Source organism: Nonomuraea sp. NPDC049504 (assembly GCF_040676845.1).
In the GTDB taxonomy this organism is placed as follows: domain Bacteria; phylum Actinomycetota; class Actinomycetes; order Streptosporangiales; family Streptosporangiaceae; genus Nonomuraea; species Nonomuraea salmonea.
The window spans coordinates 69,191-93,367 of sequence record NZ_JBFAPT010000015.1; the positions used below are offsets into that span (position 1 = coordinate 69,191).

At 70.8% G+C, this 24,177-nt stretch carries 23 protein-coding genes and 2 tRNA genes; 8 read left to right on the forward strand and 17 right to left on the reverse strand.

What is annotated here, in order from left to right; translation table 11 throughout:
* The first annotated feature begins 73 nt into the window (after nt 1-73).
* Nucleotides 74-2,926, forward strand: a complete 2,853-nt coding sequence (locus AB0K28_RS27345) for an AAA family ATPase (protein WP_345394881.1) — start codon at nt 74-76, stop codon at nt 2,924-2,926.
* 9 nt (nt 2,927-2,935) lie between these two features.
* On the opposite strand, the gene AB0K28_RS27350 is transcribed toward AB0K28_RS27345, so the two are convergent.
* The 11 genes from AB0K28_RS27350 to AB0K28_RS27400 form a co-directional block, all read right to left on the reverse strand.
* The gene (locus AB0K28_RS27350) at nt 2,936-3,502 is read right to left on the reverse strand and encodes a TMEM165/GDT1 family protein (RefSeq protein ID WP_345394878.1); all 567 of its coding nucleotides are present in this window, start codon (nt 3,500-3,502) and stop codon (nt 2,936-2,938) included.
* Between the two features lie 232 nt (nt 3,503-3,734).
* The gene (locus tag AB0K28_RS27355; protein ID WP_364375441.1) at nt 3,735-4,772 is read right to left on the reverse strand and encodes a UDP-N-acetylmuramate dehydrogenase; all 1,038 of its coding nucleotides are present in this window, start codon (nt 4,770-4,772) and stop codon (nt 3,735-3,737) included.
* An 11-nt stretch (nt 4,773-4,783) separates the two neighbouring features.
* Nucleotides 4,784-5,785, reverse strand: coding sequence for a hypothetical protein (locus tag AB0K28_RS27360; protein ID WP_364375444.1), 1,002 nt, complete (start codon nt 5,783-5,785; stop codon nt 4,784-4,786).
* Between the two features lie 173 nt (nt 5,786-5,958).
* Entirely contained in the window at nt 5,959-6,387 is a 429-nt protein-coding gene (locus AB0K28_RS27365) for a MaoC family dehydratase (RefSeq protein ID WP_345394872.1), read from the reverse strand.
* Between the two features lies 1 nt (nt 6,388).
* Nucleotides 6,389-6,838 (reverse strand): MaoC family dehydratase N-terminal domain-containing protein, encoded by a 450-nt coding sequence (locus AB0K28_RS27370; RefSeq protein WP_345394869.1) that lies wholly within the window; start codon nt 6,836-6,838, stop codon nt 6,389-6,391.
* Nucleotides 6,839-7,038: 200 nt separating this feature from the next.
* Nucleotides 7,039-7,203: a 50S ribosomal protein L33 gene (gene rpmG / locus AB0K28_RS27375; protein WP_019632658.1), complete on the reverse strand. Its 165-nt coding sequence runs from the start codon at nt 7,201-7,203 to the stop codon at nt 7,039-7,041.
* Nucleotides 7,204-7,274: 71 nt separating this feature from the next.
* Nucleotides 7,275-7,348 (reverse strand) — tRNA-Met (locus AB0K28_RS27380).
* Nucleotides 7,349-7,716: 368 nt separating this feature from the next.
* Nucleotides 7,717-7,792, reverse strand: a tRNA-Thr gene (locus AB0K28_RS27385).
* Nucleotides 7,793-8,219: 427 nt separating this feature from the next.
* Entirely contained in the window at nt 8,220-8,765 is a 546-nt protein-coding gene (locus tag AB0K28_RS27390; protein WP_364375449.1) for an NlpC/P60 family protein, read from the reverse strand.
* Between the two features lie 20 nt (nt 8,766-8,785).
* Nucleotides 8,786-9,790, reverse strand: coding sequence for a lysozyme (locus tag AB0K28_RS27395; protein WP_364375452.1), 1,005 nt, complete (start codon nt 9,788-9,790; stop codon nt 8,786-8,788).
* 8 nt (nt 9,791-9,798) lie between these two features.
* Nucleotides 9,799-10,341 (reverse strand): AAA family ATPase, encoded by a 543-nt coding sequence (locus AB0K28_RS27400; RefSeq protein WP_364375454.1) that lies wholly within the window; start codon nt 10,339-10,341, stop codon nt 9,799-9,801.
* A gap of 230 nt (nt 10,342-10,571) precedes the next feature.
* On the opposite strand from AB0K28_RS27400, the gene AB0K28_RS27405 reads away from it, so the two are divergent.
* From AB0K28_RS27405 to AB0K28_RS27415, 3 genes are all read left to right on the forward strand, one after another.
* Nucleotides 10,572-11,543: an ATP-binding cassette domain-containing protein gene (locus tag AB0K28_RS27405; protein ID WP_364375457.1), complete on the forward strand. Its 972-nt coding sequence runs from the start codon at nt 10,572-10,574 to the stop codon at nt 11,541-11,543.
* A gap of 289 nt (nt 11,544-11,832) precedes the next feature.
* Nucleotides 11,833-12,576: an ABC transporter permease gene (locus AB0K28_RS27410; RefSeq protein ID WP_364375460.1), complete on the forward strand. Its 744-nt coding sequence runs from the start codon at nt 11,833-11,835 to the stop codon at nt 12,574-12,576.
* A 42-nt stretch (nt 12,577-12,618) separates the two neighbouring features.
* Nucleotides 12,619-13,116: an NUDIX domain-containing protein gene (locus AB0K28_RS27415; protein ID WP_345394854.1), complete on the forward strand. Its 498-nt coding sequence runs from the start codon at nt 12,619-12,621 to the stop codon at nt 13,114-13,116.
* Here the strand turns inward: AB0K28_RS27415 and AB0K28_RS27420 are convergent.
* Complete coding sequence (locus tag AB0K28_RS27420; protein WP_364375463.1) at nt 13,113-13,781, reverse strand: flavin reductase family protein; 669 nt, start codon at nt 13,779-13,781, stop codon at nt 13,113-13,115. The two genes, AB0K28_RS27415 and AB0K28_RS27420, sit on opposite strands and share 4 nt — an antisense overlap.
* 56 nt (nt 13,782-13,837) lie before the next feature.
* Nucleotides 13,838-14,890, reverse strand: a complete 1,053-nt coding sequence (locus AB0K28_RS27425) for a serine hydrolase domain-containing protein (RefSeq protein ID WP_364375466.1) — start codon at nt 14,888-14,890, stop codon at nt 13,838-13,840.
* A 131-nt stretch (nt 14,891-15,021) separates the two neighbouring features.
* Here AB0K28_RS27425 and AB0K28_RS27430 point away from each other — a divergent pair, with 131 nt between their 5' ends.
* Nucleotides 15,022-16,647: an AMP-binding protein gene (locus AB0K28_RS27430; RefSeq protein ID WP_364375469.1), complete on the forward strand. Its 1,626-nt coding sequence runs from the start codon at nt 15,022-15,024 to the stop codon at nt 16,645-16,647.
* Between the two features lie 39 nt (nt 16,648-16,686).
* On the opposite strand, the gene AB0K28_RS27435 is transcribed toward AB0K28_RS27430, so the two are convergent.
* Nucleotides 16,687-17,232 carry a dihydrofolate reductase family protein gene (locus tag AB0K28_RS27435; RefSeq protein WP_364375472.1) on the reverse strand — a complete coding sequence of 182 codons (546 nt, stop codon included), beginning with the start codon at nt 17,230-17,232 and terminating at the stop codon, nt 16,687-16,689.
* Nucleotides 17,233-17,578: 346 nt separating this feature from the next.
* Between AB0K28_RS27435 and AB0K28_RS27440 the strand changes: the two genes are divergently transcribed.
* The 3 genes from AB0K28_RS27440 to AB0K28_RS27450 all read left to right on the forward strand — a co-directional run bounded on the left by AB0K28_RS27440 (nt 17,579) and on the right by AB0K28_RS27450 (nt 21,075).
* A complete protein-coding gene (locus AB0K28_RS27440; RefSeq protein ID WP_345394843.1) occupies nt 17,579-18,016 on the forward strand; it encodes an HIT domain-containing protein in 438 nt (145 codons plus the stop codon).
* Between the two features lie 193 nt (nt 18,017-18,209).
* A complete protein-coding gene (locus AB0K28_RS27445; protein WP_364375475.1) occupies nt 18,210-18,842 on the forward strand; it encodes a TetR/AcrR family transcriptional regulator in 633 nt (210 codons plus the stop codon).
* A gap of 316 nt (nt 18,843-19,158) precedes the next feature.
* A complete protein-coding gene (locus AB0K28_RS27450; protein ID WP_364375478.1) occupies nt 19,159-21,075 on the forward strand; it encodes a GAF domain-containing protein in 1,917 nt (638 codons plus the stop codon).
* Here AB0K28_RS27450 and AB0K28_RS27455 read toward each other — a convergent pair.
* From AB0K28_RS27455 to AB0K28_RS27465, 3 genes are read right to left on the reverse strand one after another with little or no spacing between them, the layout of a single operon-like run.
* Nucleotides 20,957-22,027, reverse strand: a complete 1,071-nt coding sequence (locus tag AB0K28_RS27455) for a branched-chain amino acid ABC transporter permease (protein ID WP_364375832.1) — start codon at nt 22,025-22,027, stop codon at nt 20,957-20,959. The genes AB0K28_RS27450 and AB0K28_RS27455 overlap by 119 nt on opposite strands.
* 2 nt (nt 22,028-22,029) lie before the next feature.
* The gene (locus AB0K28_RS27460) at nt 22,030-22,893 is read right to left on the reverse strand and encodes a branched-chain amino acid ABC transporter permease (protein ID WP_345394836.1); all 864 of its coding nucleotides are present in this window, start codon (nt 22,891-22,893) and stop codon (nt 22,030-22,032) included.
* Nucleotides 22,894-22,902: 9 nt separating this feature from the next.
* On the reverse strand, nt 22,903-24,144 hold the full coding sequence (locus AB0K28_RS27465) for an ABC transporter substrate-binding protein (protein ID WP_364375481.1): 1,242 nt from the start codon (nt 24,142-24,144) through the stop codon (nt 22,903-22,905).
* Nucleotides 24,145-24,177 lie beyond the last annotated feature (33 nt).

The window sequence follows — 24,177 nt, forward strand, 5'->3', positions numbered from 1 at the left end:
CCCCTTGAGACCGTGTCCAACAGCCGGACAAAAGCGTCGATAGCAGCGGATGTGGCGTGACATGCTGGATGACATGCGGGGACGATCTGTCAGTCCCGTCTTCGTCGGGCGGGAAGAGGAGCTGACGGCTCTATCTGAAAGCCTCGACGACGCCAGGAAAGGCACACTGACCGCCGTCCTGCTGGGCGGCGAGGCCGGAGTCGGCAAGACCCGGCTGGTGCAGCGCTTCGCCGAGCAGTGCACGGCCGGCGGGGCGCACGTGCTCGTCGGTGGCTGCGTGGAGCTGTCGACCGAGGGCCTCGCGTACGCGCCCTTCACCGCCGCCCTGCGCCAGCTCGTCAGGGAGCAGGGCCCGGCCGCGGTGACCGGGCTGCTGCCCGACGGCGCCGAGCGCGACCTCGCCCGGCTGCTGCCCGAGTTCGGCGAGCCGAACGGCGACGGCGAGACCGACACCGGCCGCGCCCGGCTCTTCGAGCAGTTCCTCACCCTTCTTGAACGCCTCGCGGACCACCGCCCCACGGTCCTCGTCATCGAGGACATCCACTGGGCCGACCGCTCCAGCCGCGACCTCATCGCCTTCCTCAGCCGCAACCTGCGCACCCCGCAGGTGCTGATGGTGATGACCTACCGCTCCGATGACCTGCACCGCCAGCACCCGCTCAGGCCCGTGCTGGCCGAGCTGGGCCGCGTGCAGGGCGTGCTCCGCCTCGACCTGCCCCGCCTGTCCAGGGACGAGGTCGCCCAGCAGATGACCGCCATCCTCGGCAGGACCCCCGAGTACGCCAAGATCGAGAACGTCTACGAGCGCAGCGAGGGCATCCCGCTGTTCGTCGAGGCCATGCTGGAGAACGGCGAGGGGTGCACGTTCCCCGACTCCATGCAGGACCTCATCCTCGCCTCCGTCGAGCGCCTGCCCGAGGAGACCCAGCGGGTGCTGCGCGTCGCCGCCGCCGGCGGCAACCGGGTCGGCCACGCGCTGCTCGCCGCCGTCAGCGGCCTGACGGACGTCGCGCTGGAGACCGCGCTGCGCCCCGCCATCGCCGGCAACGTGCTGCAGATCGCCGACAACCGCGCGTACGTCTTCCGCCACTCGCTCATCCGCGAGGCCGTCCACGACGAGCTGCTGCCCGGCGAGCACCAGCGCCTGCACGCGCGCTACGCCGAGGAGATCTCCAAGGACCGCACGCTCGTCCCGCCGGGAAGGGCCGCCGTCGAGCTGGCCCACCACTGGTACGGCGCCCGCGACGACCGCTGGGCCCTGCTGTCGGCCTGGGACGCCGCCCACGAGTCGTTCAAGACGTTCGCCTACACCGAGGCCCTGCAACTGCTCGAACGCGTGCTCATGCTCTGGGTCCGGGTCCCCGACGCGGCCGAGCTGACCGGCGTGGACCACACCGCCGTGCTGGAGCGCGCCTCCGAGGCCGCCAACGCCGGCGGCGACGTCGACAAAGGGGTCAAGTTCGTCAAGGCGGCGCTCGCCGAGCTGGACGAGACCCGCGAGCCCGCCCGGGTGTCGCAACTCATCGTGCGCAGGGCCGCGTTCAAGAACTCCAAGAACCAGCCGGGCGTCATCGACGACCTCAGGCACGCACTGCGGCTCGTCCCCGAGAACACCCTCGACTGGGCGGAGGTCGTCACCCCGCTGAGCCGCCACCTGATGCTGCGCGGCGAGCTGGCGGAGGCCGACCGGCTCATCAGCGACGGCCTGCGCTGGGTCAGGGAGCACGGCGACCGCTGCCTCGAAGGCGACCTGCTGATGAACCAGGCGCTCGGCCACTCGCTGCGCGGGCAGCTGGAGAGCACGAACGTCATCAACGAGCAGGCGATCGCGATCGGCCGCGAGCAGCGCAGCGGCCGCGTCATCAGCCGCGCGATCGGCAACCTGGTGGACACGCTGACCGACATGGGCCGCGCGGACGAGGCCCTGCGCCGGGCCGACGAGGGCTGGCGGGTCGCCAAGAAGTACGGGCGGCTGCGCGGCAGCGGCACGTTCATCCTGAACAACAGGGCCGAGGCGCTGGAGGCGCTGGGCCGCTGGGACGAGGCCGTCGAGACCGTCGAGACGGCGCTCAGCCACGGCCCCGTGCTGCGCACCCGCTACGCCCTGCTGCGCGTCCGCGCCGACATTGCGCTGGCCAGGGGCGAGATGCCGCTCGTCAAGGGCATCCTGTCGGAGATCGGGCTGTTCACGTCACGGGCGGAGGAGTTCGTCCAGGACATCATCAGCAACGCCAGGCTGCTCATGGGCTGGCACCTCACCCGGGGCGAGCCGGCCGCCGCGCTGGCCGCGGCCGAGCAGGTGCTGGCCCAGCCGAAGCGGTCGAGCAAGGCCATGCTGTCGTGGCGGCTGCTCGCGGTGCTGCGCAACGTGTGCGACGCGGCCCAGGAGACCGAGCCTGAGCGCAGCGCCGCCGTGCGGGCGCACGCCGCCGAGGTGGCCGCGGGGCTGTCGGTGGACGGGCCGGTCGTGGAGGCGTACCGGCTGTCGTACACGGGCGACTTCGACGCCGCCGCGGCCGCGTGGGAGCGGCTGCGCCGCCCGCACAACCAGGCCAAGGCCCTGCTCAGGGCGGCGGGGATGAGCGCGCGGTCCGGCGACAGGGAGGGCGCCGCGGCCCGGCTGAAAGTGGCGCTGCCGCTGGCCGAGGCGCTGCGCGCCACGCCGCTGATCGAGGAGATCGAGACGCTCTGCCGCCGGGTGGGCGGGCTCGACCTCGCCCAGGAGCCGTCGGAGCTGCTGACGCCGCGCGAGCTGGAGGTGCTCCGCCTGGTCACCCAGGGCCGGACCAACCGCGACATCGCCGCCGAGCTGTTCATCTCGGCGAAGACGGTGAGCGTGCACGTCTCGAACATCCTCGCCAAGCTCGGCGTCACGACGCGCGGCGAGGCCGCCGCCGCGGCCCACCGCCTGTCACTGCTGACCTAACGGAACGCCTCAGAAGATCGCCTCGGCCAGCATCACCACGCCGAAGACGGCGAACGCGGCGGCGGCGCCGTACTTGATGGCCTTCTCCGGCAGGTGCTTGCCGAGCAGCCGGCCCACCACGATGGCCAGGGCGTCGGCGGCCACCATGCCGATCGTCGAGCCGATCCACGTGCCCAGCCAGTCGTGCCGGGTGGCCAGCGTGATCGTGGCCAGCATCGTCTTGTCGCCCAGCTCGCTCAGGAAGAACGCCACGGTCACCGCGATCACGGCGTTCCTGGTGGTGCGGCGGGCCTTGCTCTGCTCTTCCTCGGTCAGCTCGTCGCCGCGCAGCGTCCACACCGCGAAGCCGAGGAAGGCGATCCCCGCCACGATCGAGATGGCCGTGGTGGGCAGCGCGGTGCCGATCAGCCCGCCCAGGGCGACGCTGGCCAGGTGGACGGCCGTGGTGGCGATCGTGATGCCGGCCAGCACGGGCCAGATCTTGAACCGGGTCGCGAACGTCATGGCCATCAACTGGCTCTTGTCGCCCAGTTCGGCGATGAAGATCGCGCCGAGACTGATCCAGAACGCTTCCAAGAGAGGGGGTCCCCTTCCGCGCGACCGGACCGGAAGCGCGGCACCCAGGGGATTTCGGGCACGACGTTCGGCCCGGCAACGCCTCGTCAACATGGCTTGCCAGGCCGAAGGTCTCGTCCGCCCGCGAAGGCCCGCATGACCGGGCGCCCTGAGGCGCCAGTGTGTCGATCACACGATTGGGACTACTCCCCTTCGGTAATTCCAGAACACCCTAACAGCAGCCCGCCCGTGGCTATTCCCCCAGGGTGCAGCCCACCATCACCGGCTCGTTGACCAGCGTGACCCCGAACTTCTCCCGCACGCCGTCGCGCACCTCCCTGGCCAGGGCCAGCAGGTCGCGCGTGGTGGCGGCGCCGGTGGGGTTGGTGAGGGCCAGCGTGTGCTTGGTCGAGATGCGTACGGGCCCGCGCTCGTAGCCCTTGGCGAAGCCCGCCTGCTCGATCAGCCACGCGGCCGGCACCTTGACCAGTCCGCCGGGCACCTCCCACTGCGGATGCCCCAGCGCGCGGACCGCCAGCTCCGCCGCCTGCTCGGCGGTCAGGACCGGGTTGGTGAAGAACGAGCCCGCGCTGCGCGTGTCGGGATCGCCGGGATCGAGCACCATGCCCTTGCCCCTGCGCAGCCCCAGCACGGCCTCTCGGGCCTCGGCGAGCGGCACCCGGCCTCCCACCTCGGTGCCGAGCCTGCGGGCCAGCTCCTCGTACGCCAGCGGCCCCGACAGCCCGGACACCTCAAGCGTGTACGTCACCGCGAGCACCACGTAGCGCGAGAGGTCGCGCTTGAAGACGCTGTCGCGGTAGGAGAACCCGCACTGCCGCGCCTCGATGTCGACGACCTGCCGGGTGAGCCGGTCGTAGGCCCGCACGCACCGGACGGTCTGGGCGACCTCCTGCCCGTAGGCGCCGACGTTCTGGATCGGCGTCGAGCCGACCTGGCCCGGCACGCCGGACATGCACTCGATGCCCGACCAGCCCTCGCTGACCGCGCGGGCCACCAGGGCGTCCCAGTCTTCGCCGGCCTCGGCGGTCACGACGATCTGCTCACCGTCGCGGGTGAACGTGACGCCCTCGGTGGCGACCTTGATGACCAGCCCGTCGAAGCCCTCGTCGGCCACCACGAGGTTGCTTCCCCCGCCGAGCACCAGCGTGGGGGTCGAGGTCCTGTCGGCCTCCGCGACCAGCGAGACGAGCTGCTCCGCCGATGTGGCCTCGGCGAAGTCTCGGGCGGGGCCTCCCAGGTGCAGCGTGGTGTACGGCGCGAGCATCTCCATGACCGACAAGCTTATGAGGCATGCAGCCTGCGCAGCACCTCGTCGTGGTTCCGGCGCGACTCGCGCTCCAGGTAGTCGGCGGAGACGTCGTGCGGCTGCAGCGGCAGCACCGGCGGCCGTCCCTGGGGCACCACCAGGTCACCCCGCAGGGCCAGGGAGAGCTCCAGGTCGGCGTGGCGGCCGTAGTTGGCGTCCTCGGGCAGCGCGGCCAGGGCCTGCGCCCGGCGCACGGCGATGATGCCGCCCGTGAGCGCCCGCACCTTGCCGGGGCCCGCCTCCAGCCACGTACGCCCGTCGTCGGCCGGCTCCGCGCCCTGCCAACCGGCCGCGACCGCGCCCTCGTTGACCGCGGCCACGAGCGGGGTCAGCGCGTCGCCGTGCAGCTCAAGGCCGGTCTCCAAGAGGACGTGCACCTCGGAGTCGTCCAGGTGCAGCAGCTTCGCGCGGCTCTCGCCCCAGGTGGCCGTGCCGCCGCGCCAGTGCGGGGTCTCGGCCACGTGCCAGGCGATGATCCGCTCGGGGTGCCGCTGCGCCAGCTCGGCCAGCACGTCCCCGGCGCCGTCCACGTTGCCCAGGTCCAGGGCGAGCACCTTCGCCCTGGTGTGCTCGATCACCGACTCCAGGCAGCGCCTGACGTCCTCGGGCCAGCCGTCCACCAGCACGCCGACGCACTCCGTCACGTCCTGGGTCGCCACGCGCTGCCGCTCGACGTTCACGCCGAGGTCGTCGAGCCGGTTGGTGGCCAGCGTGCCGTCCCAGGTGCGCTGGGCGTGCAGCATCTCGTCACCGGGGTCGCCGTGCTGGCCGGGGTCGCCGGAGAAGCCCAGCTCGGCGGCCGGGTTCATGCGGGCGTGGGTGCCGCGCGTCCCCACCCCGGACGCCCGCCTGCCTTCCACCCCGGTGGTCGCATCGGTAGGCGCGCCGCCCGCCGTGTCACGCCCGGTGCCGGTGCCGCCCGCGACCTGCTCGATGCGGGCGGCCTTGAGATGTCCTGGGGGTCTCGCATCCGTCACGGCGGAAACGGGGATCGATCGAACCGTGGGCCAAATGTGTCGTACGGCTTCACTCATAGAGTCACGCGCTACCCGAGACCCGCCCACTTATCACTGACCGTTTAAGCGAGCCGGACGCCCGAGCGGGCCGGGGAGAGTCAGGCGAGCCGGACGACCGCGGGGGCCGGAGCGAGTCAGGCGAGCTGGACGACCGCGCGGGCCTTGGAGAGCACCTTCGCGTCGCCCGACGTGGCGGTCAGGCCGATGACCACCCGCTTGTCGGGCAGCTTGTCCTCGACGACCCCGCTCACCGTGATCGTCGCGCCCCTGTCGTCGTCCGGCACGACCACCATCGACGAGAACCGCACGCCGAAGTCCACGACCGCCCCCGGGTCGCCCGCCCAGTCGGTGACGAACCGGCCGGCCTGCGCCATCGTGTACATGCCGTGCGCGATCACGTCAGGCAGCCCGACCATCTTGGCGAAGCGCTCGTTCCAGTGGATCTGGTTGAAGTCGCCCGAGGCGCCCGCGTACATCACCAGGTCCAGGCGGCGCACCCGGTAGTCCACGCCCGGGATCTCCTGCCCGACCTCGACCTCGTCGTACTTCACCGCAGCGCCCATCTCAGCTCGCCCCTCCGCGCTCGACGATCGTGTTGTAGGTCACGCAGACCGGCTCGCCCTCGACGGTGCGCACGTCGCTCCTGACGGTCAGCAGCTCGTTGTGCCCGGCGGTGCGGATGTCGGTGATGGCGGAGCTGATGACCAGCTCGTCGCCGGCGTGGATCGGGCGGACGTACTCGAAGCGCTGCTCGCCGTGGACGACCATGGCGAGGTTGAGGCCCAGGTCGGGGTCCACGAGCGCCTCGCCGCCGCTCTGCAGGCTGAAGACGATGGGGAACGTGGGGGGCGCGATGACGTCGGGGTGACCGGCGGCCCTGGCGGCCTCGCGGTCGCGGTAGAGCGGGTTGTTGTCGCCGATGGCGGCCGCGAACTCTCTGATCTTCACCCGGCTGACCTCGTACGGGGCGCTGGGCGGATACGTTCTGCCCACGAAGTCACGGTTCAAGGCCATGGTTGCTCCCTCGCATGTCTCCGTACCGGCGTCGATGTGCGAGACGCTAACAGAACAACGTTCGGCTGTCCCTGCTATGAAAGCCTTTTTGCCGAGGGCACGGAACCGGGGCCTCAGACACGACGAACCGGCGCCCTGCGAAGGGACGCCGGTTGTGCGTTATGAAGAGATATTGGAGGCAGAAGCCCTGCCCGGAGAACCTAGCGGGTCTCGCGGTGCGCGCGGTGGCAGCGGCAGTTGGGGCAGTACTTCTTCAGCTCAAGCCGATCCGGGTCGTTGCGCCGGTTCTTCCGCGTGATGTAGTTGCGGTGCTTGCACTCCTGGCAGGCCAGCGTGATCTTCGGCCTAACGTCGGTGGCAGCCACTTGGGAGTGCCTTTCTACGTTCGGGACATGGACACGCCCGTGCCCAGGTCGGTGGACCTGGGCGAGGGCAGTAGCGGAGGCCGGACTTGAACCGGCGACACAACGATTATGAGCCGTTTGCTCTGCCTGACTGAGCTACTCCGCCTTTGAGCCGGAACGACCCGGCCCGTAGAGGATACCCGAAGCGGTGAGCACGTGAGTAACTCGCCCGATCGGGTGGGGTGCTCCCAGTATGCCTCAGGAACCCCCGTCAATCGAAATCGTTTGTGCGGCATCCCCCATGCCGCACCACGCGAGGGTGATCAGCGTAGCAGCGCCACCCGACCGCCGCGAACCCGCACGCGCCCGCGCAGCCACCCGTACGGCCGCCCGCGGCCCCCGCCCTACGACGCCCCGGGCGCGGCCCCGGCGCGAATCCGGGCCGCGCCCCCGGCCGCTCCCCCAGCGGGCGGGCCCGGACAACGAAAAACGCCCGGCTCCGAAACCCGGAGCGGGCGTGATGTCGGTGCGAAGTGGAGCCCCCAAACGGAATCGAACCGTTGACCTTCTCCTTACCATGGAGACGCTCTGCCGACTGAGCTATAGGGGCCTGTCCGGCGCTGCGGACAGGTGTAACCATACACGGCACTCACCGATGATGCGAACTCGTTCGGCCCTCTCCAGAAGAGCCCGCAGAAGGGTCTGTCACGGAGTCCGTCACGGAATCCGTCACGGAGTCATTCACGGAGCCGACCGGCCGCCGCCGCGGGAACTCGACGACCTCGCACAGATCGGCCAGATCGACGAGTGAGGCCACCTCCGCCACGGACGAGCAGTCGGCGACCACCCACCCGTTTCTGCGCACCCGCAGCACCTGCCGCCCCGCGCGCACGGCTCCGACGACCTCCCAGCCGTCGACGCCGACCCAGCGCCTTCCCGTTGGCCTTTCCACAACGGCACAGAGTAGCCCTGGGGTCTCTCATTTTTCGTCACGCACCACGCGTTACCGGTATACCGAATCGGTAGGAGCCGGGCGTTCAGTAGCGGTAGAAGCCGGCGAGGTCCTTCTTCTCGGCGATGGAGTCGACGCGCACCACGGCCCCGGTCTCGGGGGCGTTCATCATCCTGCCGCCGCCGAGGTAGATGCCGACGTGGTGGGTCCTGATCCGCTTCTTGCCGATCTTGCCGAAGAAGACCAGGTCACCCGGCTTGGGCCGGCTGACCCGGTGCATCCTGCGCACGTGCGCGTCGGTGTTGCCGGGGCCCAGCACGTCGCGGCCGTGCGCCAGCGCGTACACCCAGCGGGTGAAGCCTGAGCAGTCGAGCCCGCGCGTCTTGGCGGCCGGGCAGGGCTTGATCGAGCCGCGGTAGCCCCGGCAGGTGCCCTTGGACGGCCCGGGGTCGGGGGCGTGGCCGCCGCCCCAGGAGTAGGCGATGCCGCGCTGCTGGATCTCGTACGCGAGCCGCACGGTCAATGGGGGCAGGGACAGCCCCAGTGGCACTGATGCCGTGACCAGTGCCGTGACCGATGCCAGGGCGGTCAGCAGGAGCAGCGCCGCCGCCACGGCTGACCGCCGCCTCATTCCGCCCCCCAAACACCGATTTATCGGGCTTTAAGGGTAAGTTTCACCGATCCGACCGTCACGTTGATCCCGACCGTGCCCTTCGACTTCCTCGGCTTGGTCGTGAACACGAAGGTGATCTTCTTCCTGCGCGGCAGCTCCTTGACCACGCAGCGCACCGCCGTGCCGCTGAACGTGCAGCCGGGCGCCTTCACCACGCGCTGCCCGCCGAAGGCGCGGCCGGACAGCTTGACGTTCGTGACCGGGTGCGGGCCGGTGTTGGCGATCGTGACCGCGTACGACGTCCTGCCGCCGACCCGGCCCGACACCCGCACCTCGGCGGGCGGGTTGGCCAGCTCCTTCAGGCGCGACTCCGAGCCGTTGAACGCGTTCCCGCCGCCGACCAGCGGCCCCTTCTCCGCCGACTGCCAGAACGTGTGCTTCTTCCAGCTCTTCGGCAGCTCGCCCGGCTCGCTCCCCCAGCGGGCCAGCCAGAGCGGGTTGGCGGCGAACTTCTTGGAGTCGCCCGTGCACGTACGCCACCAGCTCGTGGTGGTGTAGATGATCGCCCGCCGCCCGGTGGCCTCGTAGTACTTCTTCGTCCAGTCCGTGATCCAACTGACCATGTCCTTGGCGGTCAGGCCGTAACACGAGTTCTTGCCGTTCTTCGACTGGTACGGGTTGTCCTCCAAATCGAGCACACCCGGAAGTGTCTGGCCGTCGCTGACCCAGTTACCGCCGTTCTGCAGGAAATAGTCGGCCTGCGCTGTCCCATCGGATTCGTGCGGTTGCGCGAAGTGATATGCGCCGCGGATGAGACCGGCCGCGGCGGCGCCGCCGTACTGGGAGTCGAAAATCGGGTTGCGATAGTTCGTGCCCTCGGTGGCCTGCACGAACGCGAATTTCCCGCCACCGGCCACGACGGCGGGCCAGTCGATCTCGCCCGTCCAATTACTGACGTCCACGCCGGGCACGTCATCGGCGGCATGGGCGACGCCGGTCATGCCGATCGAGGCGATCACCGTAGATAACAACAGACGTTTCACGCCGGTGATCATTCCGGACCCTTACACCATTTCGCAAGCTCGGAAATATCAACGTCTTTTGTGGTGTCGACCCGCTGGACCGGACCCAGCGCCAAAGGCCGCGCCCCGTTCGCCCATTCGGCCCATCGCTCGTCCCCGACCTCGTCGTCGTGGTGCACGGGATGCCGTACGCGGCTCTCGTACCGGGTCCTGGCGAAGTCGAGCGGGACGTCGCACCAGACCTCGCGCACGTGCGGGCCCGGCTCGATGCCCGCCCGCCGCAGCCCGGCCTCCACCACCGGCCGCAGCGGTGCGAGCCAGGGGCTCTCCAGGACCGCGCCGGGCCCGGCGGTGGCGAGCAGCGTCCACAGGCTCTCGGCCGCTGCCCTGCCGAGATGCCTGCTCCACTCGCGCGGCTCCACGCCTTCGGGACGCGGGATCGTGTCGGCCAGCGTCTCCTTGATCACGTCCTTCGTGAAGACGGGCAACCGCAGCCGCCAGCCGAGCTCGCGGGCCAGCGTGGTCTTTCCCGAGCCGGGAAGACCGTTCACGAGGACGACCAGTTCGCACATGACGGGCATCGTGGCAAAAAATCTTCATGACGTAGGGAGAAACCGCACTTCAGCGGCCGGAAATCGGCCTATGTCGAAGACGTCGGAATGACGTCGTTTTCGCAGGTCAGAGCCGTTTGTGTACGTGACATTCACGTTTGCTGAAATCCGCTCCGGCGCCCAAACTTGAGCCGACCCACGAATGCGGCCCCGACCAGGGGTTTCTTCGTCATGCCCGCAGGAGGCCGACCATGATCCACACACGGGGACTGACCCGTGACTTCAAGGTGAAGAAGGAGACCGTCACCGCCGTACGCGGCATCGACCTCGACGTCGAAGCCGGCCAGCTCGTCGCGTTCCTCGGCCCGAACGGCGCGGGGAAGTCCACCACCCTGCGGATGCTCACCACGCTGCTCCCGCCCACCTCGGGCACCGCCACCGTGGCCGGCCACGACGTGGCCGCCGACCCGAGGGCGGTGCGCTCCCGCATCGGCTACGTCGGGCAGCGCAACGGCGCGGGCGAGGACCAGCTCGTCCGCGACGAGCTGGTCTCCCAGGGCCGCTGCTACGGCCTGCGCCCGAAGGAGGCGGGCGCCCGCGCCGACGAGCTGCTCGACCTGCTGGAGCTGACCCCGCTGGCCAAGCGGGCGCCGGGCACGCTCTCGGGCGGCCAGCGCCGCCGCCTCGACATCGCGCTCGGCCTCATCCACCGCCCCGACCTGCTGTTCCTCGACGAGCCCTCGACGGGGCTCGACCCCAAGAGCCGCGCCGACGTCTGGCGGCACATCCTGCGGCTGCGCGAGACGTACGGGACGACGCTGTTCCTGACCACCCACTACCTGGAGGAGGCCGACACCATGGCCGAGCGGGTGGTGATCATCGACAACGGCCTGATCATCGCGGACGGCACCGCGGAGCGGCTCAAGAACGACCTGGCCGGCGACCACATCACGGTCACCACCGGCACCGAGCGCGAGGCCGCCGCGGCGGCCGGGATCGGCGGCGGCAGCGCCGAGGGCACCACCGTGCGGCTGCGGGTCGCCCAGGCACCCGCCGCGCTGCCCGACTACCTGCGGGCGCTCGACGCCGCCGGCATCAAGGTCACCACGGCCGAGACCACCCGCCCGACCCTCGACGACGTGTTCCTGACCCTCACAGGGAGAAGCCTCGAAGTTGACCTCCTCCCACTCGTGAACGAGGGGGATTCCCACGGTCGCCCGTGAGGCTTCCTGCTTCACAGCCGGTCGCCCGCCCGAGAAAGGAACTCTCGTTGAGGTCTTACACCAGCTCCACAGGCGTTTCACCTCTCCGCCGGCCCGGCGGCGAGGATGTTTCCGATCGTTCGTCCGGTGGCTTGGTCATCGCCACCGTCGAACACACTACCGAACCCTGCGGTGCCGCACGGCGTTTTGACGCCGGTTCGCCTGACGGCGAACCGGCTGCCCCTGTCCTGCTCCGCAGGGGTCCGATTCCTCTCCCGCCTGAAGGCGGGAGTTTCCTCGGAGGTATCTGATGACGACGTTCCTGCGTGACACCGCCACCGTCTTCACCAGGGAGCTGCGGCCCAGCCTGCGCAACCCGGCCGCGATGCTCTTCGACATGGGGCAGCCGCTGCTGTTCCTGTTCCTGTTCGGGTCGTTGCTGGGCGGGGCGGTCGGGCCGTCGTGGCAGTGGTTCGTGCCGGGCATCCTGGTCATGATGTGCCTGACCGGGCCGATGAGCTCCGGATACACGCTGCTGGTCGAGCTGATCGGCGGCGCGATGGAGCGCATGATGGTGACGCCGCTGAGCCGTACGGCGATGCTGATCGGCAAGAGCATGAAAGCGGTGGTCACGCTGGTCGTGCAGGCCGTGCTGATCATCGTGCTGGCGCTGCCGCTCGGGTTCGAGCTGCACGCGGCGGGGGTGCTGGCCGGGTTGGCGCAACTGGCGATCTTCGGGGTGGGGCTGGGCGCGCTGTCGTTCGTGCTGGCGATGAAGTCGGTGCCGAGCGGCACCCTGTTCTACGTGGTCAGCCAGTCGCTGCTGTTCCCGTTGCTGCTGCTGTCGGGGGTGCTGCTGCCGCTGGAGACCGCGCCGGGATGGCTGAAGGTGCTGGGGCAGATCAACCCGGTCACGTACATCGTGGACGCCCAGCGCGCCCTCTTCGCCGGGAACCTGGCCGCGCCCAGCGTCCTGTACGGCACGCTCACCGCCTGCGTCGTCGCCGCGATCGGCCTCTATCTGGGCAACCGCGCCATGAGCAAGGGTCTCTGAGCCGTTTTGACACCCCCGCGCGGCGGGGACCAGAGTGAGCCGGTGACTCAAGTGCTGGCCACGCTGACCGTGCCGTGGATCCCGGTGGCCCACCGCCTCGAGGTCGTCAGGGCCGCGAGCCTGCCGCCCGACGGGCGGACGACGTCGGCGTTCGCGTTCGTCTCCGACTCCGCCGGCCGCACGCTGATGACGTGCGTCGACCGCGAGGGCCGCGGCTGGGACATCCCGGGCGGCCACCTGGAGCCGGGCGAGGGCGCCGTCGAGGCGGCGGCCAGGGAGCTCCATGAGGAGACCGGGCTGCGGCTGCCGCCGTCCGCCCTGTCGGTCTTCGCCTGGCAGCGCATCGAGCTGCTGGAGCCGCCGCCCGCCGGCTACCGCTACCCCTCGCTGGCCTACATGGTGATGTGCCGGGCCGCGCTGCCGGGGCCCGGCGCCGCCACCCGCCCGCCGGCCGGGTCCGAGAGCACCAGGGCGGCGTGGCTCACGCGGGCCGAGATCGACCGCCTCTGCGGCGAGCAGACGTGGTCGCTGCTGCTCTAGACGCCGTGCGCGCGCTCCAGGTCGTCGTCCGGCCGGTAGAGGCGCTCGGGGATCGTCGCCAGGGTCGAGCGGTGGACCTGGGGGCCGAGGCCGTACAGGTGCTGGAAGCTCATGATGAGCGGCCGCCAGGCGTCCGGGTCGACGCGGTCGTCCGTGCCCGTCATGCGGATGTCCTCGTGCACCCAGACGCGCTGCACCCGCACCTCGAACGCCAGCACGCCGCCGTCGTCGACGGGGTGGTGGCGCTCCAGCACGGCCTCCATGGCGACCGGGCACTCGGCCGCGCGGGGCGGCGCCACCGTCTCCGAGGCGAGCGGGGTGAGCCCGGCGCGGCCGAACTTGTCGCGGACGAACCGGTAGCCCCGCCGCTGCTTGCCCTCGGGCACGGGGTCGGAGCCGGTGGTGAGCGCCAGCCGGTCCACGGCGGCGGCGAGCGCGTCCGACGGCAGGTTCAGCACGCACTCGCGGGTGCGCAGCAGGTTCTGCGCGGTCTTGGCGCGCCGGCCGAGGCCGAGCACGGCCCGCCAGCCGAGCCAGAAGGCCGACGACATCGGGGCCAGGTTGGGCGTGCCGTCCTCGTTCGCGGTGGAGATCAGGACGACGGGGGTGCCGAAGTAGAGGATGTTCGGCTCGATCGCGGTGTGAGCGTGGACGGTCGTGGTCATGAACGTCCACTGTCGCGGGTGCTCACCGCGTGCGCTGGCGGCCTTCGGACCTCGCGTCAGCCGCAGAACGTCTTCACCGCGATGCCCATGACCTCCTCCGTCGACGGGTTGCGGGTCGAGGGGTTGAGCGAGAGGGTGAGCGACTTGCCGGTGTCGGAGCGGAAGACGAAGGTCAGATAGCCGATCAGCTCGCCGCTGTGCCCCCAGACCGTGCCGCACGGCAGCTTGTACGCCTGCAGCCCCAGCCCGTAGCCGAACCCGGCCCCCGTCTCGACGGTCGTCCGCATGGCGCGCAGCGACTCGGCGCTGGTCAGCTTGCCGCCCAGCAGCGCCGCCATGAACCGGTCGAGGTCGGCCGCAGTCGAGATCATCTCGCCGGCCGCCCAGTCGAGCGACGGGTTCATCCTGGTCGCGTCCACCAGCTCGCCGTCCACCGGCTCGTACCCCTTGGCGTGCGGCGACGGCACCCCCGCCCTGTTGCCCGGCACCAGCGTGTGCCGCAGCTTCAGCGGGCGCAGGATGCGGCGCTCGACCTCCTTCCCGTACGGTCGGCCGGTCAGCTTCTCCACCAGCAGGCCGAGCACCACGTAGTTGGTGTTGGAGTAGTGCCACTTCCCGTCGTCGGGCAGCTTCTTGGCGAAGGCCACCTTGAGCAGGTCCTTCGGCCGGTACGAGCGGAACCTGGCCGTGCCGCGCCACCGGTTGGTGGAATGGCCGGGCTCGCTCATGTAGTCGTACAGGTGGCTCGTGTGGTCGAGGAGCGCCCGGACGGTGATCTTCTCGCCACCGGGCACCAGCCCCGGCAGGTGATCGGCGATGGGGTCGTCGAGGCGCACCTTGCCCTCGTCCACGAGCTGGAGCACCACGGTGGCGACGAAGGTCTTGGTCACGCTGCCGATCCTGAAGTAGCCGTTCGGCGCGGGTCTGCCGGCGCGGCGCAGGTCGCGTACGCCGGCGGCGCCCGCCCACGTCTTCCCGCCGTCGGTCACGCGGGCCAGCGCGGCCGTCGCGCCCTTGCCCGCGACGATCTTCTCCAGGTCCTGGCCCACCCCCGGTCCGGCCGTCGCCACGCTCGCCGCCACCAGCACGTTCATCAGCGTCTGCATCATGATCCCTAACGCTAGGGACCGCCGGATCGCGGCAGAATGCGGTGCTCCGTCCACTTCTCCTGCGGAAAACCGCAGGGCGCTCCGTGAGCCGGGGCTGGCGCGGGCGTCCCCGCTGACGGATGCTTCGCATCATGAGTGATTCACCGCTCTCGTACGCGTCGGGCGTCTCCGCCGTGCCCCTGCTGGGCGAGACGATCGGGGAGAACCTGGAACGCACGGTGGCCCGGCACCCCGGCCGGGAGGCGCTGGTGGAGGTGGCGACGGGGCGGCGGTGGACGTACGCGGAGTTCGACACCGCCGTGAACGAGGTGGCGCTCGGCCTGCTCGCGCGCGGCATCGCCAAGGGCGACCGGGTCGGCATCTGGGCGCCGAACTGCGCCGAATGGGTGCTCACGCAGTACGCCACCGCCAAGATCGGCGCCGTCCTCGTCAACGTCAATCCGGCCTACCGCGGCCACGAGCTGGACTTCGTGGTCCGGCAGTCGGGCCTGCGGCTGATGGTCAGCGCCGTCGAGCACAAGACCAGCGACTACCGCGCGATGCTGGCCGAGATCGGGTTCGAGCCCGTGGTGTTCATCGGCGAGCCAGGCTGGGACGAGCTGGTCGCCGCGGGCCGTCGCGCCGACCCCGCCGCCCTGCGCGAACGGGCCGCCACGCTGTCGTTCGACGACCCGATCAACATCCAGTACACCTCGGGCACGACCGGCTTCCCCAAGGGCGCGACGCTGTCACACCACAACATCCTCAACAACGGCTACTTCGTCGGCGAGGGCGTCGGCTACACCGAGGCCGACCGGGTGTGCCTGCCGGTGCCGCTCTACCACTGCTTCGGCATGGTCATGGGCAACCTGGGCGCGACCTCCCACGGGGCCTGCGTCGTGCTGCCCGCGCCCGGCTTCGACCCCGAGGCGACGCTGCGGGCGGTCGAGAGCGAGCGGTGCACGTCCCTGTACGGCGTGCCGACCATGTTCATCGCCGAGCTGGGCCATCCGCGCTTCGCCGGCTACGACCTGTCGTCGCTGCGCACCGGCATCATGGCGGGCTCGCCGTGCCCGGTCGAGGTGATGAAGCGGGTGATCGGCGAGATGCACATGAGCGAGGTGGCGATCTGTTACGGCATGACCGAGACCTCCCCGGTGTCCACGATGACCAGGCGGGACGACGGGCTGGCCCGGCGTACGGAGACGGTCGGGCAGGTCATGCCGCACCTGGAGATCAAGATCGTGCACCCGGAGACCGGCCTCGCGGTCCCTCGCGGCGAGCCCGGCGAGCTGTGCACCCGCGGCTACTCCGTGATGCTCGGCTACTGGGACCAGCCCGACAAGACCGCCGAGGCCATCGACACCGCCCGCTGGATGCACACCGGCGACCTCGCCACCATGGACGAGGAGGGGTACGTCAACATCGTCGGCCGGATCAAGGACATGGTGATCCGCGGCGGCGAGAACGTCTACCCGCGCGAGGTCGAGGAGTACCTCTACACGCATCCCGACATCGCGGACGTCCAGGTGATCGGGGTGCCGGACGCCAAGTACGGCGAGGAGCTGATGGCCTGGATCGTGCTGCGGCCCGGCGCGCCGCCGCTCACCGCCGAGGCGGTCAGGGAGTACTGCGCCGGACGCCTCGCCCACTTCAAGATCCCCCGGTACGTGCACCTCGTGGACGCCTTCCCGATGACCGTGACGGGGAAGATCCGCAAGGTCGAGATGCGTGACAAGGCCGTGGAGTTGCTCGGCCTGCACGACGTCTCGCGCTGAGGCCACCCAGCCGCGCCCGCCCCCGTTGAGCGTGCCCCCTCAGGCGTCGGCGGGGGCGTAACTCGCCAGGATCACGCCCGACGACCACGTCTCCGACCCGGTCAGCTTGAGCGGGTGCGTCGGTGTGTCCTCGAACAGTCGCTGCCCGCGTCCCACCGCGATCGGGTGGACGAGCAGGTGCAGCTCGTCCAGCAGGCCGTTGGCGAGCAGCCACCGCACGGTCGTCGCCGACCCCGACATCTGCAGGTCGCCCTCGCTCCGCTCCTTGAGCTCGCGCAGCCCGGCGGCGACGTCGCCCGAGATGACGGTGGTGTTGGCCCAGTCGGCCTTCTCCAGGGAGCTGGAGACGACGAACTTCCTTGCCTCGTTGAACGTCGCGGCGATCTCGGGGTCGGCGTCGGTGGTCGTCCAGTAGCCGGACCACTCGTCGTACAGCTTCCTGCCCATCAGGAAGCCGGCCGCGCTCTCCATCCCGGCCTGGACGAACGCTCCCATCTCATCGCACCAGTACGGGAAGTGCCACTGGTCCGGCGACTCGACCACGCCGTCCACCGAGATGAAGAAGCTCGACACGATCTTGCCCACGGCTGCGTCCTCTTTCCTTCGTCGCTTTCGTCGATGAACGTGACATTAGGCGGCCGAGCCCCTCCCGGTCTTGTACAGAACCGACAGCGGCGCTTCCCTGGTGGCATGCGCGGTAGGAGGTGGCCCGTGCCGCGCCTGCGGCGGCCTGGGGCAGGGTCAGGCGCGTCGTCATGGGAGGGGTCAGGGACGCGTACGAGCCGGCCGTCCTCGCCGGCGGCCCCGCGCGCTCGCCGGCGCCGCGGTCACCGCCCTCGTACGGCGCAATGCCGTCCGCGCGTCCGGAAGCGGATGCGGCGACGTGTGATGCGGATGCGATGAGCGGCCGCGGCCCGGAAGGATGATGCGCATGAACGGCTGCATCTTCTGCGAGATCGTCGCCGGGCGCGCCGAGGCGAGCGTCGTCCACGAGGACGACAGCGTGATGGCGATCCTCGACATCCACCCGGCCACCATCGGCCACACGCTCGTGATCCCCCGCACCCACATGGTCGGCCTCACCGACGCGACCGACGAGATCGGCGCGCCCCTCTGGCACGCCGCCCGGAGGGTCGCCGCCGGCCTGCGCGCAGCGGCCGGCTCGCAGGGAGCCGGGGTGCGGTGTGAAGGAGTGCGGCTGTCGCTGGCCGACGGGGTGGCTGCCGGGCAGGACGTCTTCCATCTCCACCTGCATGTGGTGCCGCGTCATCCGGGTGACGGGATCGTGATCGCGGCCGGTGGGCGGCGGCGGGCGCGGGGCCTGCTCGACGGTGACGCGGCGCTCATCCGGGACGCGCTGCCCGGCTGAGCAACGGGCTTCGAGAGAGGTGGTGACTAAGCGCATAGTCAGCTCTAGACTGCGAGTACGAAACACTCGCGGCAAGAGGTCACGACCAGGTGGCCGGCGGGCTCCGCGGGCGGCATCGATACCACGCACTCGGAGTCGAAGGGGGCGAGGGTCGCGGATGGCCCGACGGCAGGCCCGATTCACCGCGCAGGACTTGGCGGCAGATCCCCGGCTGCGTGACCACTCTCCCGATCTGTGGCGGGCGGACCTCGGGGAGGTGCAGCGCGGCCTGCTGTCGTCGGCGGTGCGCTGCTTCGCCGCCAACGGCTTCCACGCCACGACGACGCGCGACATCGCCGAGTGCGTCGGGCTCAGCCCGGCCGCGCTCTACGTGCACTTCCCGTCGAAGGAGCTGGTCCTGTTCGAGGTGATCAGGGCCGGCCATGAGCGGGTGCTCGCGCACATCAGGGACCCGGCGATCGTGGCGCTTGAGGGGTCGGCGGAGCGGTTGCGGGCGATCGTGTCGGCGTACACGGTGTGGCATGCCCGTCACCACGTGACGGCGCGCGTCTGCCAGATGGAGCTGAACCATCTGACCCCCGAACACTACGGCGAGATCGTGGAACTGCGCCACCAGACCAACGGCTACTTCAGGGGCGCGGTGGCGCGCGGCGTGGCGGACGGGTCGTTCGCGAAAGTCGACGTCAAGCGGGTCACGCGGGCGATGTTGTCGCTGACCATAGACCTGGTCCGGTGGTACCGGCTGGACGGGCCCGACTCCCCTGAGCAGCTCGGCGAGTTCTACGCCGACCTCGCGCTGAAGCTGCTGGCGCCGGACGGCGAATAGTCCGGCCACCGGTTGACAAGCGACCGTTCACGGACTGACTATGCGCTTAGTAACCTGGCGGACTCCGATCAGACCCCTGCTCGTTGTGCTCTGGAGGCCCCATTGCATGCCCTGCCGCAGGACCTGACCACCCTTCCACGCACACGACCCGCCGGCCCGCATGCGTGACCATGCCGTGCCCGCGCCCCGGCCCGCACCCCGGGCAGCGCCCCGAACAGCGCCCCGAACAGCGCCCCGGCCAGCGCCCCAGGGCGTGCCCCAGACTGTGCCGCCGCCGACCCCCCGCACCCGGACGGACGCGCCGATGACCGTGCAAATGACCGTGCAAACCCCCCTCGCCTCGTGCAACGTCTTCCTCGACCTGCTGGCCAGGGAGGCCGCGCCGGTCGAGTTCGAGGAGCCGGTGGCCTCGGCCCGCGCGGCGGGCGCGACCCCTGAGACGCTGACTCAGCTGGAGGCGGCCAAGCTGACCGCGCTGCGGGTGAGCGCCGGCATGCGCAGGCAGGCGCGCCGCGAGGCCGAGCTGACCGCGCTGTTCGACCTGGCCGGCGACCTGGCCGGGCTGCGCGACCTCGACGCGATCCTGGAGGCGATCGTGCGCCGCGCCAGGCGGCTGCTGAACGCCGACATCGCGTACGTGACGCTCAACGACGACGAGTGCGGCGAGACCCGCATGCGCATGACGGACGGCTCGATCTCGGCCGCGTTCCGGCGGCTGCGGATCCCGCTCGGTGACGGCCTCGGCGGGCTGGTGGCGCAGACCGCGATGCCGTACAGCACCGAGCACTACCTGCGCGATCCGCAGTTCAGGCACCAGGCGTTCATCGACGCGGCGGTGGCCGAGGAGGCGCTGGTGGCGATCCTGGGCGTGCCGATGCGGGTGGGCAGCCGGGTGATCGGCGTGCTGTACGCGGCCAACCGCACCGAGCGGCCGTTCGCGCCCGAGCAGGCGGTGCTGCTGGGCTCGCTGGCCGCGCACGCGGCGCTGGCCATCGGCAACGCGCGGCTGCTGGCGGAGACCAGGGCGACGGTCGAGGAGCTGGACGCGGTCAACGGGCGGCTGCGGGCGCGCGGCGCGGCGATCGAGCGGGCGGCGCAGGCGCACGACCGGATGACGGCGCTGGTCGTCAAGGGCGGCGACGCGGGCGACGTGGCGGCGGTGGTCACCGAGGTGCTGGGCGGCACCCTGTACGTGCTGGACGCGGCCGGCCGCTGCCTGGTCGCCTCGGGCGAGGCGGTGCCGCCGGCCGAGGACGACCTGCCGGCCGTCACCGCCCCCACGCATCCCCGGGGCGGCACCACCCGGCACGGCGACCTATGGATCACCCCGATCTCGACGCCCGGCGAGGTGCTGGGCACGCTGGCCCTGCGTACGGACGCCGACCTTGACGACGCCGACCGCCGCATCCTGGAACGCGCCGCGCTGGTGACGGCGCTGGTGATGCTGCTGCGCAGAAGCCCGGCGGAGGCCGAGGCGCGCGTCCAGGGCGAGCTGCTCGACGACCTCCTGGACGGCAAGGCCCGCGACAGCACGGACTCCCGGGCAGAGGGGGCGGCTGCGCTTGAGGCGCGGATCCGGCGGGTGGGGCTGGAGCGCAACGTGCCCTACGTGGTGCTGTCGGCGCGGTGCGCCTCGCCCAGGCATCGCGGACGGGCCGCGTTCTGGGCGGCGTCCTATGCGGCGGCGGCGCACGGGCTGGCGGCGGCGCGCGGGGAGGAGGTCGTGCTGCTGCTGCCCGGCGACGTGCCTGGTGAGACGGCACGGCGGGTGGCCAAGGAGCTGGGGGCGGCGCTGGCGGCGCCGGTGACGGTCGGCGCGGCGGGCCCGGTGCGCGACCTGTCCGGGGTGCCCGCCGCGCACCGGGAGGCCAGGCGGTGCGCCGACACGCTGCTCGCGCTCGACCGCATGGACGACGGCGCCGACGCCCGCGAGCTGGGCTTCGTCGGCCTGCTGATCGGCGCGCACCGCGACGCCAAGGGGTTCCTGGAGGCGACGCTGGGCCCGGTGCTCGACTACGACGCGCGCCGGGGCACGTCGCTGGTGCGGACGCTGGAGACGTACTTCGGCAGCAGGTGCGCGCTGTCCAGGACGGCGGAGCGGCTGCACGTCCACATCAACACCGTTCACCAGCGGCTGCATCGGGTGAGCCGCCTGCTGGGCGAGGACTGGCAGGAGCCGGAGCGGGCTCTGGAGATCCAGCTGGCGCTGCGCCTGCATCGGCTGCGGAGCTGAGCGGCGGCGTGGTACGGCGGGTGGCGATCAGGTGGCGGACGGTCCCCCAGATGCCGCGACGGAACAGCAGCACGATGACGATGAAGATGGTGCCGGTGACGATGCCGATGCCCTCGAACCCGGCGGTGGCGAGGAAGTCCTGGAGCTGGACGACGATGGCGGCGCCGATGGCACCGCCCCACAGCGTGCCGATGCCGCCGAGGATGACCATCATCACGACCTGGCCCGAGGTGGTCCAGTAGAGGCCGTCGAGCGAGGCGAAGCCGTGCCCGATGGCGAAGACGCCGCCGGCGACGCCCGCGAGCGCGGCCGACAGCACGAACGCGAGCAGCCGGTACCGCTCGACGGGGTAGCCGAGTGCGCGGGCGCGGGAGGGGTTGTCCCTGATGGAGACGAGCACCCGGCCGAACGGCGAGCGCACGATCCGCCAGGCGGCGGCGAGGCCGAGCAGCACGAACGGCAGCCCCGCGTAATAGAAATAGAAGGGGTCGTTGAGGTCGAGGCCGAGCAGGTCGCGCGGGATGCCCTGCAGGCCGTTCTCGCCGCCGGTGACGCCGCGCCACTGGTTGGCCAGGAAGTAGAGCATCTGGGCGAAGGCCAGGGTGACCATCGCGAAGTAGATGCCGGTCAGGCGGACGGACAGGTAGCCGATCGGCAGTGCGAGCAGTGCCGCGAACACCGCGCCGCCGATGATCGCCACCGGGAACGGCAGCCCGCCGTGCAGCACGATCAGCCCTGTGGCGTACGCCGACCCGCCCCAGAACGCGGCGTGCCCGAACGACAGCAGCCCGGTGAAGCCGAGCAGCAGGTCCACGGCCGCGGCGAACAGCGCCCAGCAGACGATGTCCAGCGCGACCGGCGGGTAGATGAGCCACGGCAGGACGAGGGCGGCGACGAGCCCGGCCACCAGGAGCACGATCCCGCCCCTGCCGGAGCGGGCCAGCCTGGACATGATCACCGGTACGCCTCCTCGCGTCCGAACAACCCGGCGGGCCGCCACAGCAGCACGGCGGCCATCAGGATGAAGACGAGGATCTGGGAGAGCGCGGGCACGTACAGGTTGCCCAGCGCCGACACCAGCCCCACGGCGAACCCGGCGGCGACCGAGCCGAACACCGAGCCGAGCCCGCCGATCACGACCACGGCGAAGACCGTGATGATCAGGTCGGCGCCCATCAGCGGGTTGACCGCGCGCATCGGCGCGGCCAGCACCCCGGCGAAGGCGGCCAGCGCGATGCCGAAGCCGAACACCGGCGTCACCCAGCGGCCGACGTCGATGCCGAGCGCGCGGGTCAGCTCGGGCCGCTCGGTCGAGGCCCTGACGATCATGCCGACGCGGGTCCTGGTGAGCACCACCCACACCGCGAGGCACATCAGGACCGAGACGCCGAGCACGAACACCTGGTACGCCGGATAGGTGAACAGCCCCAGGTCGACCGTGCCCTCCAGGGCGGGCGGCCGGGGGTAGGGCTGGGAGTTGACGCCGTACTCGCGGCGGATGAGGTCCTGGAGTATCAGCGCGAGCCCGAACGTGAACAGGAAGTTGTAGAGCGGGTCGAGCGGCGCGAGCCGCCGGATGAACAATCGTTCCAGCACCGCGCCCGCCACGCCGAGCACCAGCGGCACCAGCGCGAGCGCCACCCAGAAGTTCAGCCCGAACGAGTCGAGCGCGATGAACGCGCCGAAGGCACCGAGCATGTAGAACGCGCCGTGGGCGAGGTTGACCACGCCCAGCATGCCGAAGATGACGGCCAGGCCGAGGGCGAGCAGGGCGTAGAACGACCCGCCCACCAGCCCGTTGAACGCCTGCTGGAGCACGCCGGCCGCCTACAGCTTGCAGGCCGGGTCGGGCTGCGGCTGGAACGCCTCAGCGGCCGGGATGGTCTTGAGCACCTTCTCGTAGTCGTACGGCTCCTTGACCTCGCTCTTCGCCTTGACCTCCGTCAGGTACGCGTCGTGCAGCAGCAGGTGGTCCTGGGCGCGGATGGTGCCGTTGCGGACGAACATGTCCTCCATGGAGTGGCCTTCGAGCTGGGCGACCACCTTGTCGGAGTTGTCGGTGCCGGCGCGCTGCACGGCTTCCAGGTACTGCAGGGCGGCCGAGTAGTTGGCGGCCATGTTGGAGGTGGGCCGCTTGCCGACCTTGGCCTGGAACTTGTCGGCCCAGGCGCGGGTCTGCTCGTCGAAGGTCCAGGCCCACATGGTGGTGTAGCGGGTGCCGGCCAGGGCGTCGGGCCCGAGCGAGTGGATGTCGCTCATCGACAGCAGGCCGAGCGCGAGCTGCACGCCCTTGTCGCGCAGCTTGTACTCGTTATACTGCTTGACCAGGTTGATCAGGTCACCGCCGGCGTGCATCGTGCCGAGCACCTGCGGCTTCGGGTCGAGCCCAGGGGCCTTGAGCAGGAACGTGGAGAAGTTGTCGTTGGGGAACGGCGTCGGGTCCGACTGCACCACGGAGCCGCCGGCCCCCTGGATGGCGGTGCTGAACGTCTTGTTCATGTCCTGCCCGAACGCGTAGTCGGGGTAGACGATGTACCAGTTCTTCGCGCCGTCCTTGGTGACCTCGGTGCCGGTGCCGTGGGCCAGCATGTAGCTGTTGTAGCCGTAGTGGAAGGTGTACTTGTTGCACGCCTTGCCCTCCAGCTCGGTGCTGGCGGCGCCGACGTCGATGAAGACCTTCTTCTTGTTCTTGGCGACCGTGGCGACGGCGAGCGCGGCCGAGGAGGTGGGCACGTCGAGGATGACGTCGGCGTGCTCGCGGTCGTAGAGCTCCTGCGCCTTGGAGTTGGCGATCTCGGGCTTGTTCTGGTGGTCGGCGGCCACCACCTCGACCTGCTTGGCCACCGCCTTGTCGCCGTATTTGGCGCGGTAGTCGTCCACCGCCATCTTGACGGCCTCGACCGTGCTGCGGCCCGAGGTGTCGGCGTAGATGCCCGACTGGTCGTTCAGCACGGCCAGCACCACCCCGCCGTCGCTGATCGCGCCGCCGCCACCGCCGGGCCCGCCGCCGCATCCGGCCAGCACCAGCGTCGCGGCGGCCAGCCCGCCGCTCCAGCCCGTGATTCTCATGTGCGGCATCTCCTCTACCGTTCTGTCTTCCTC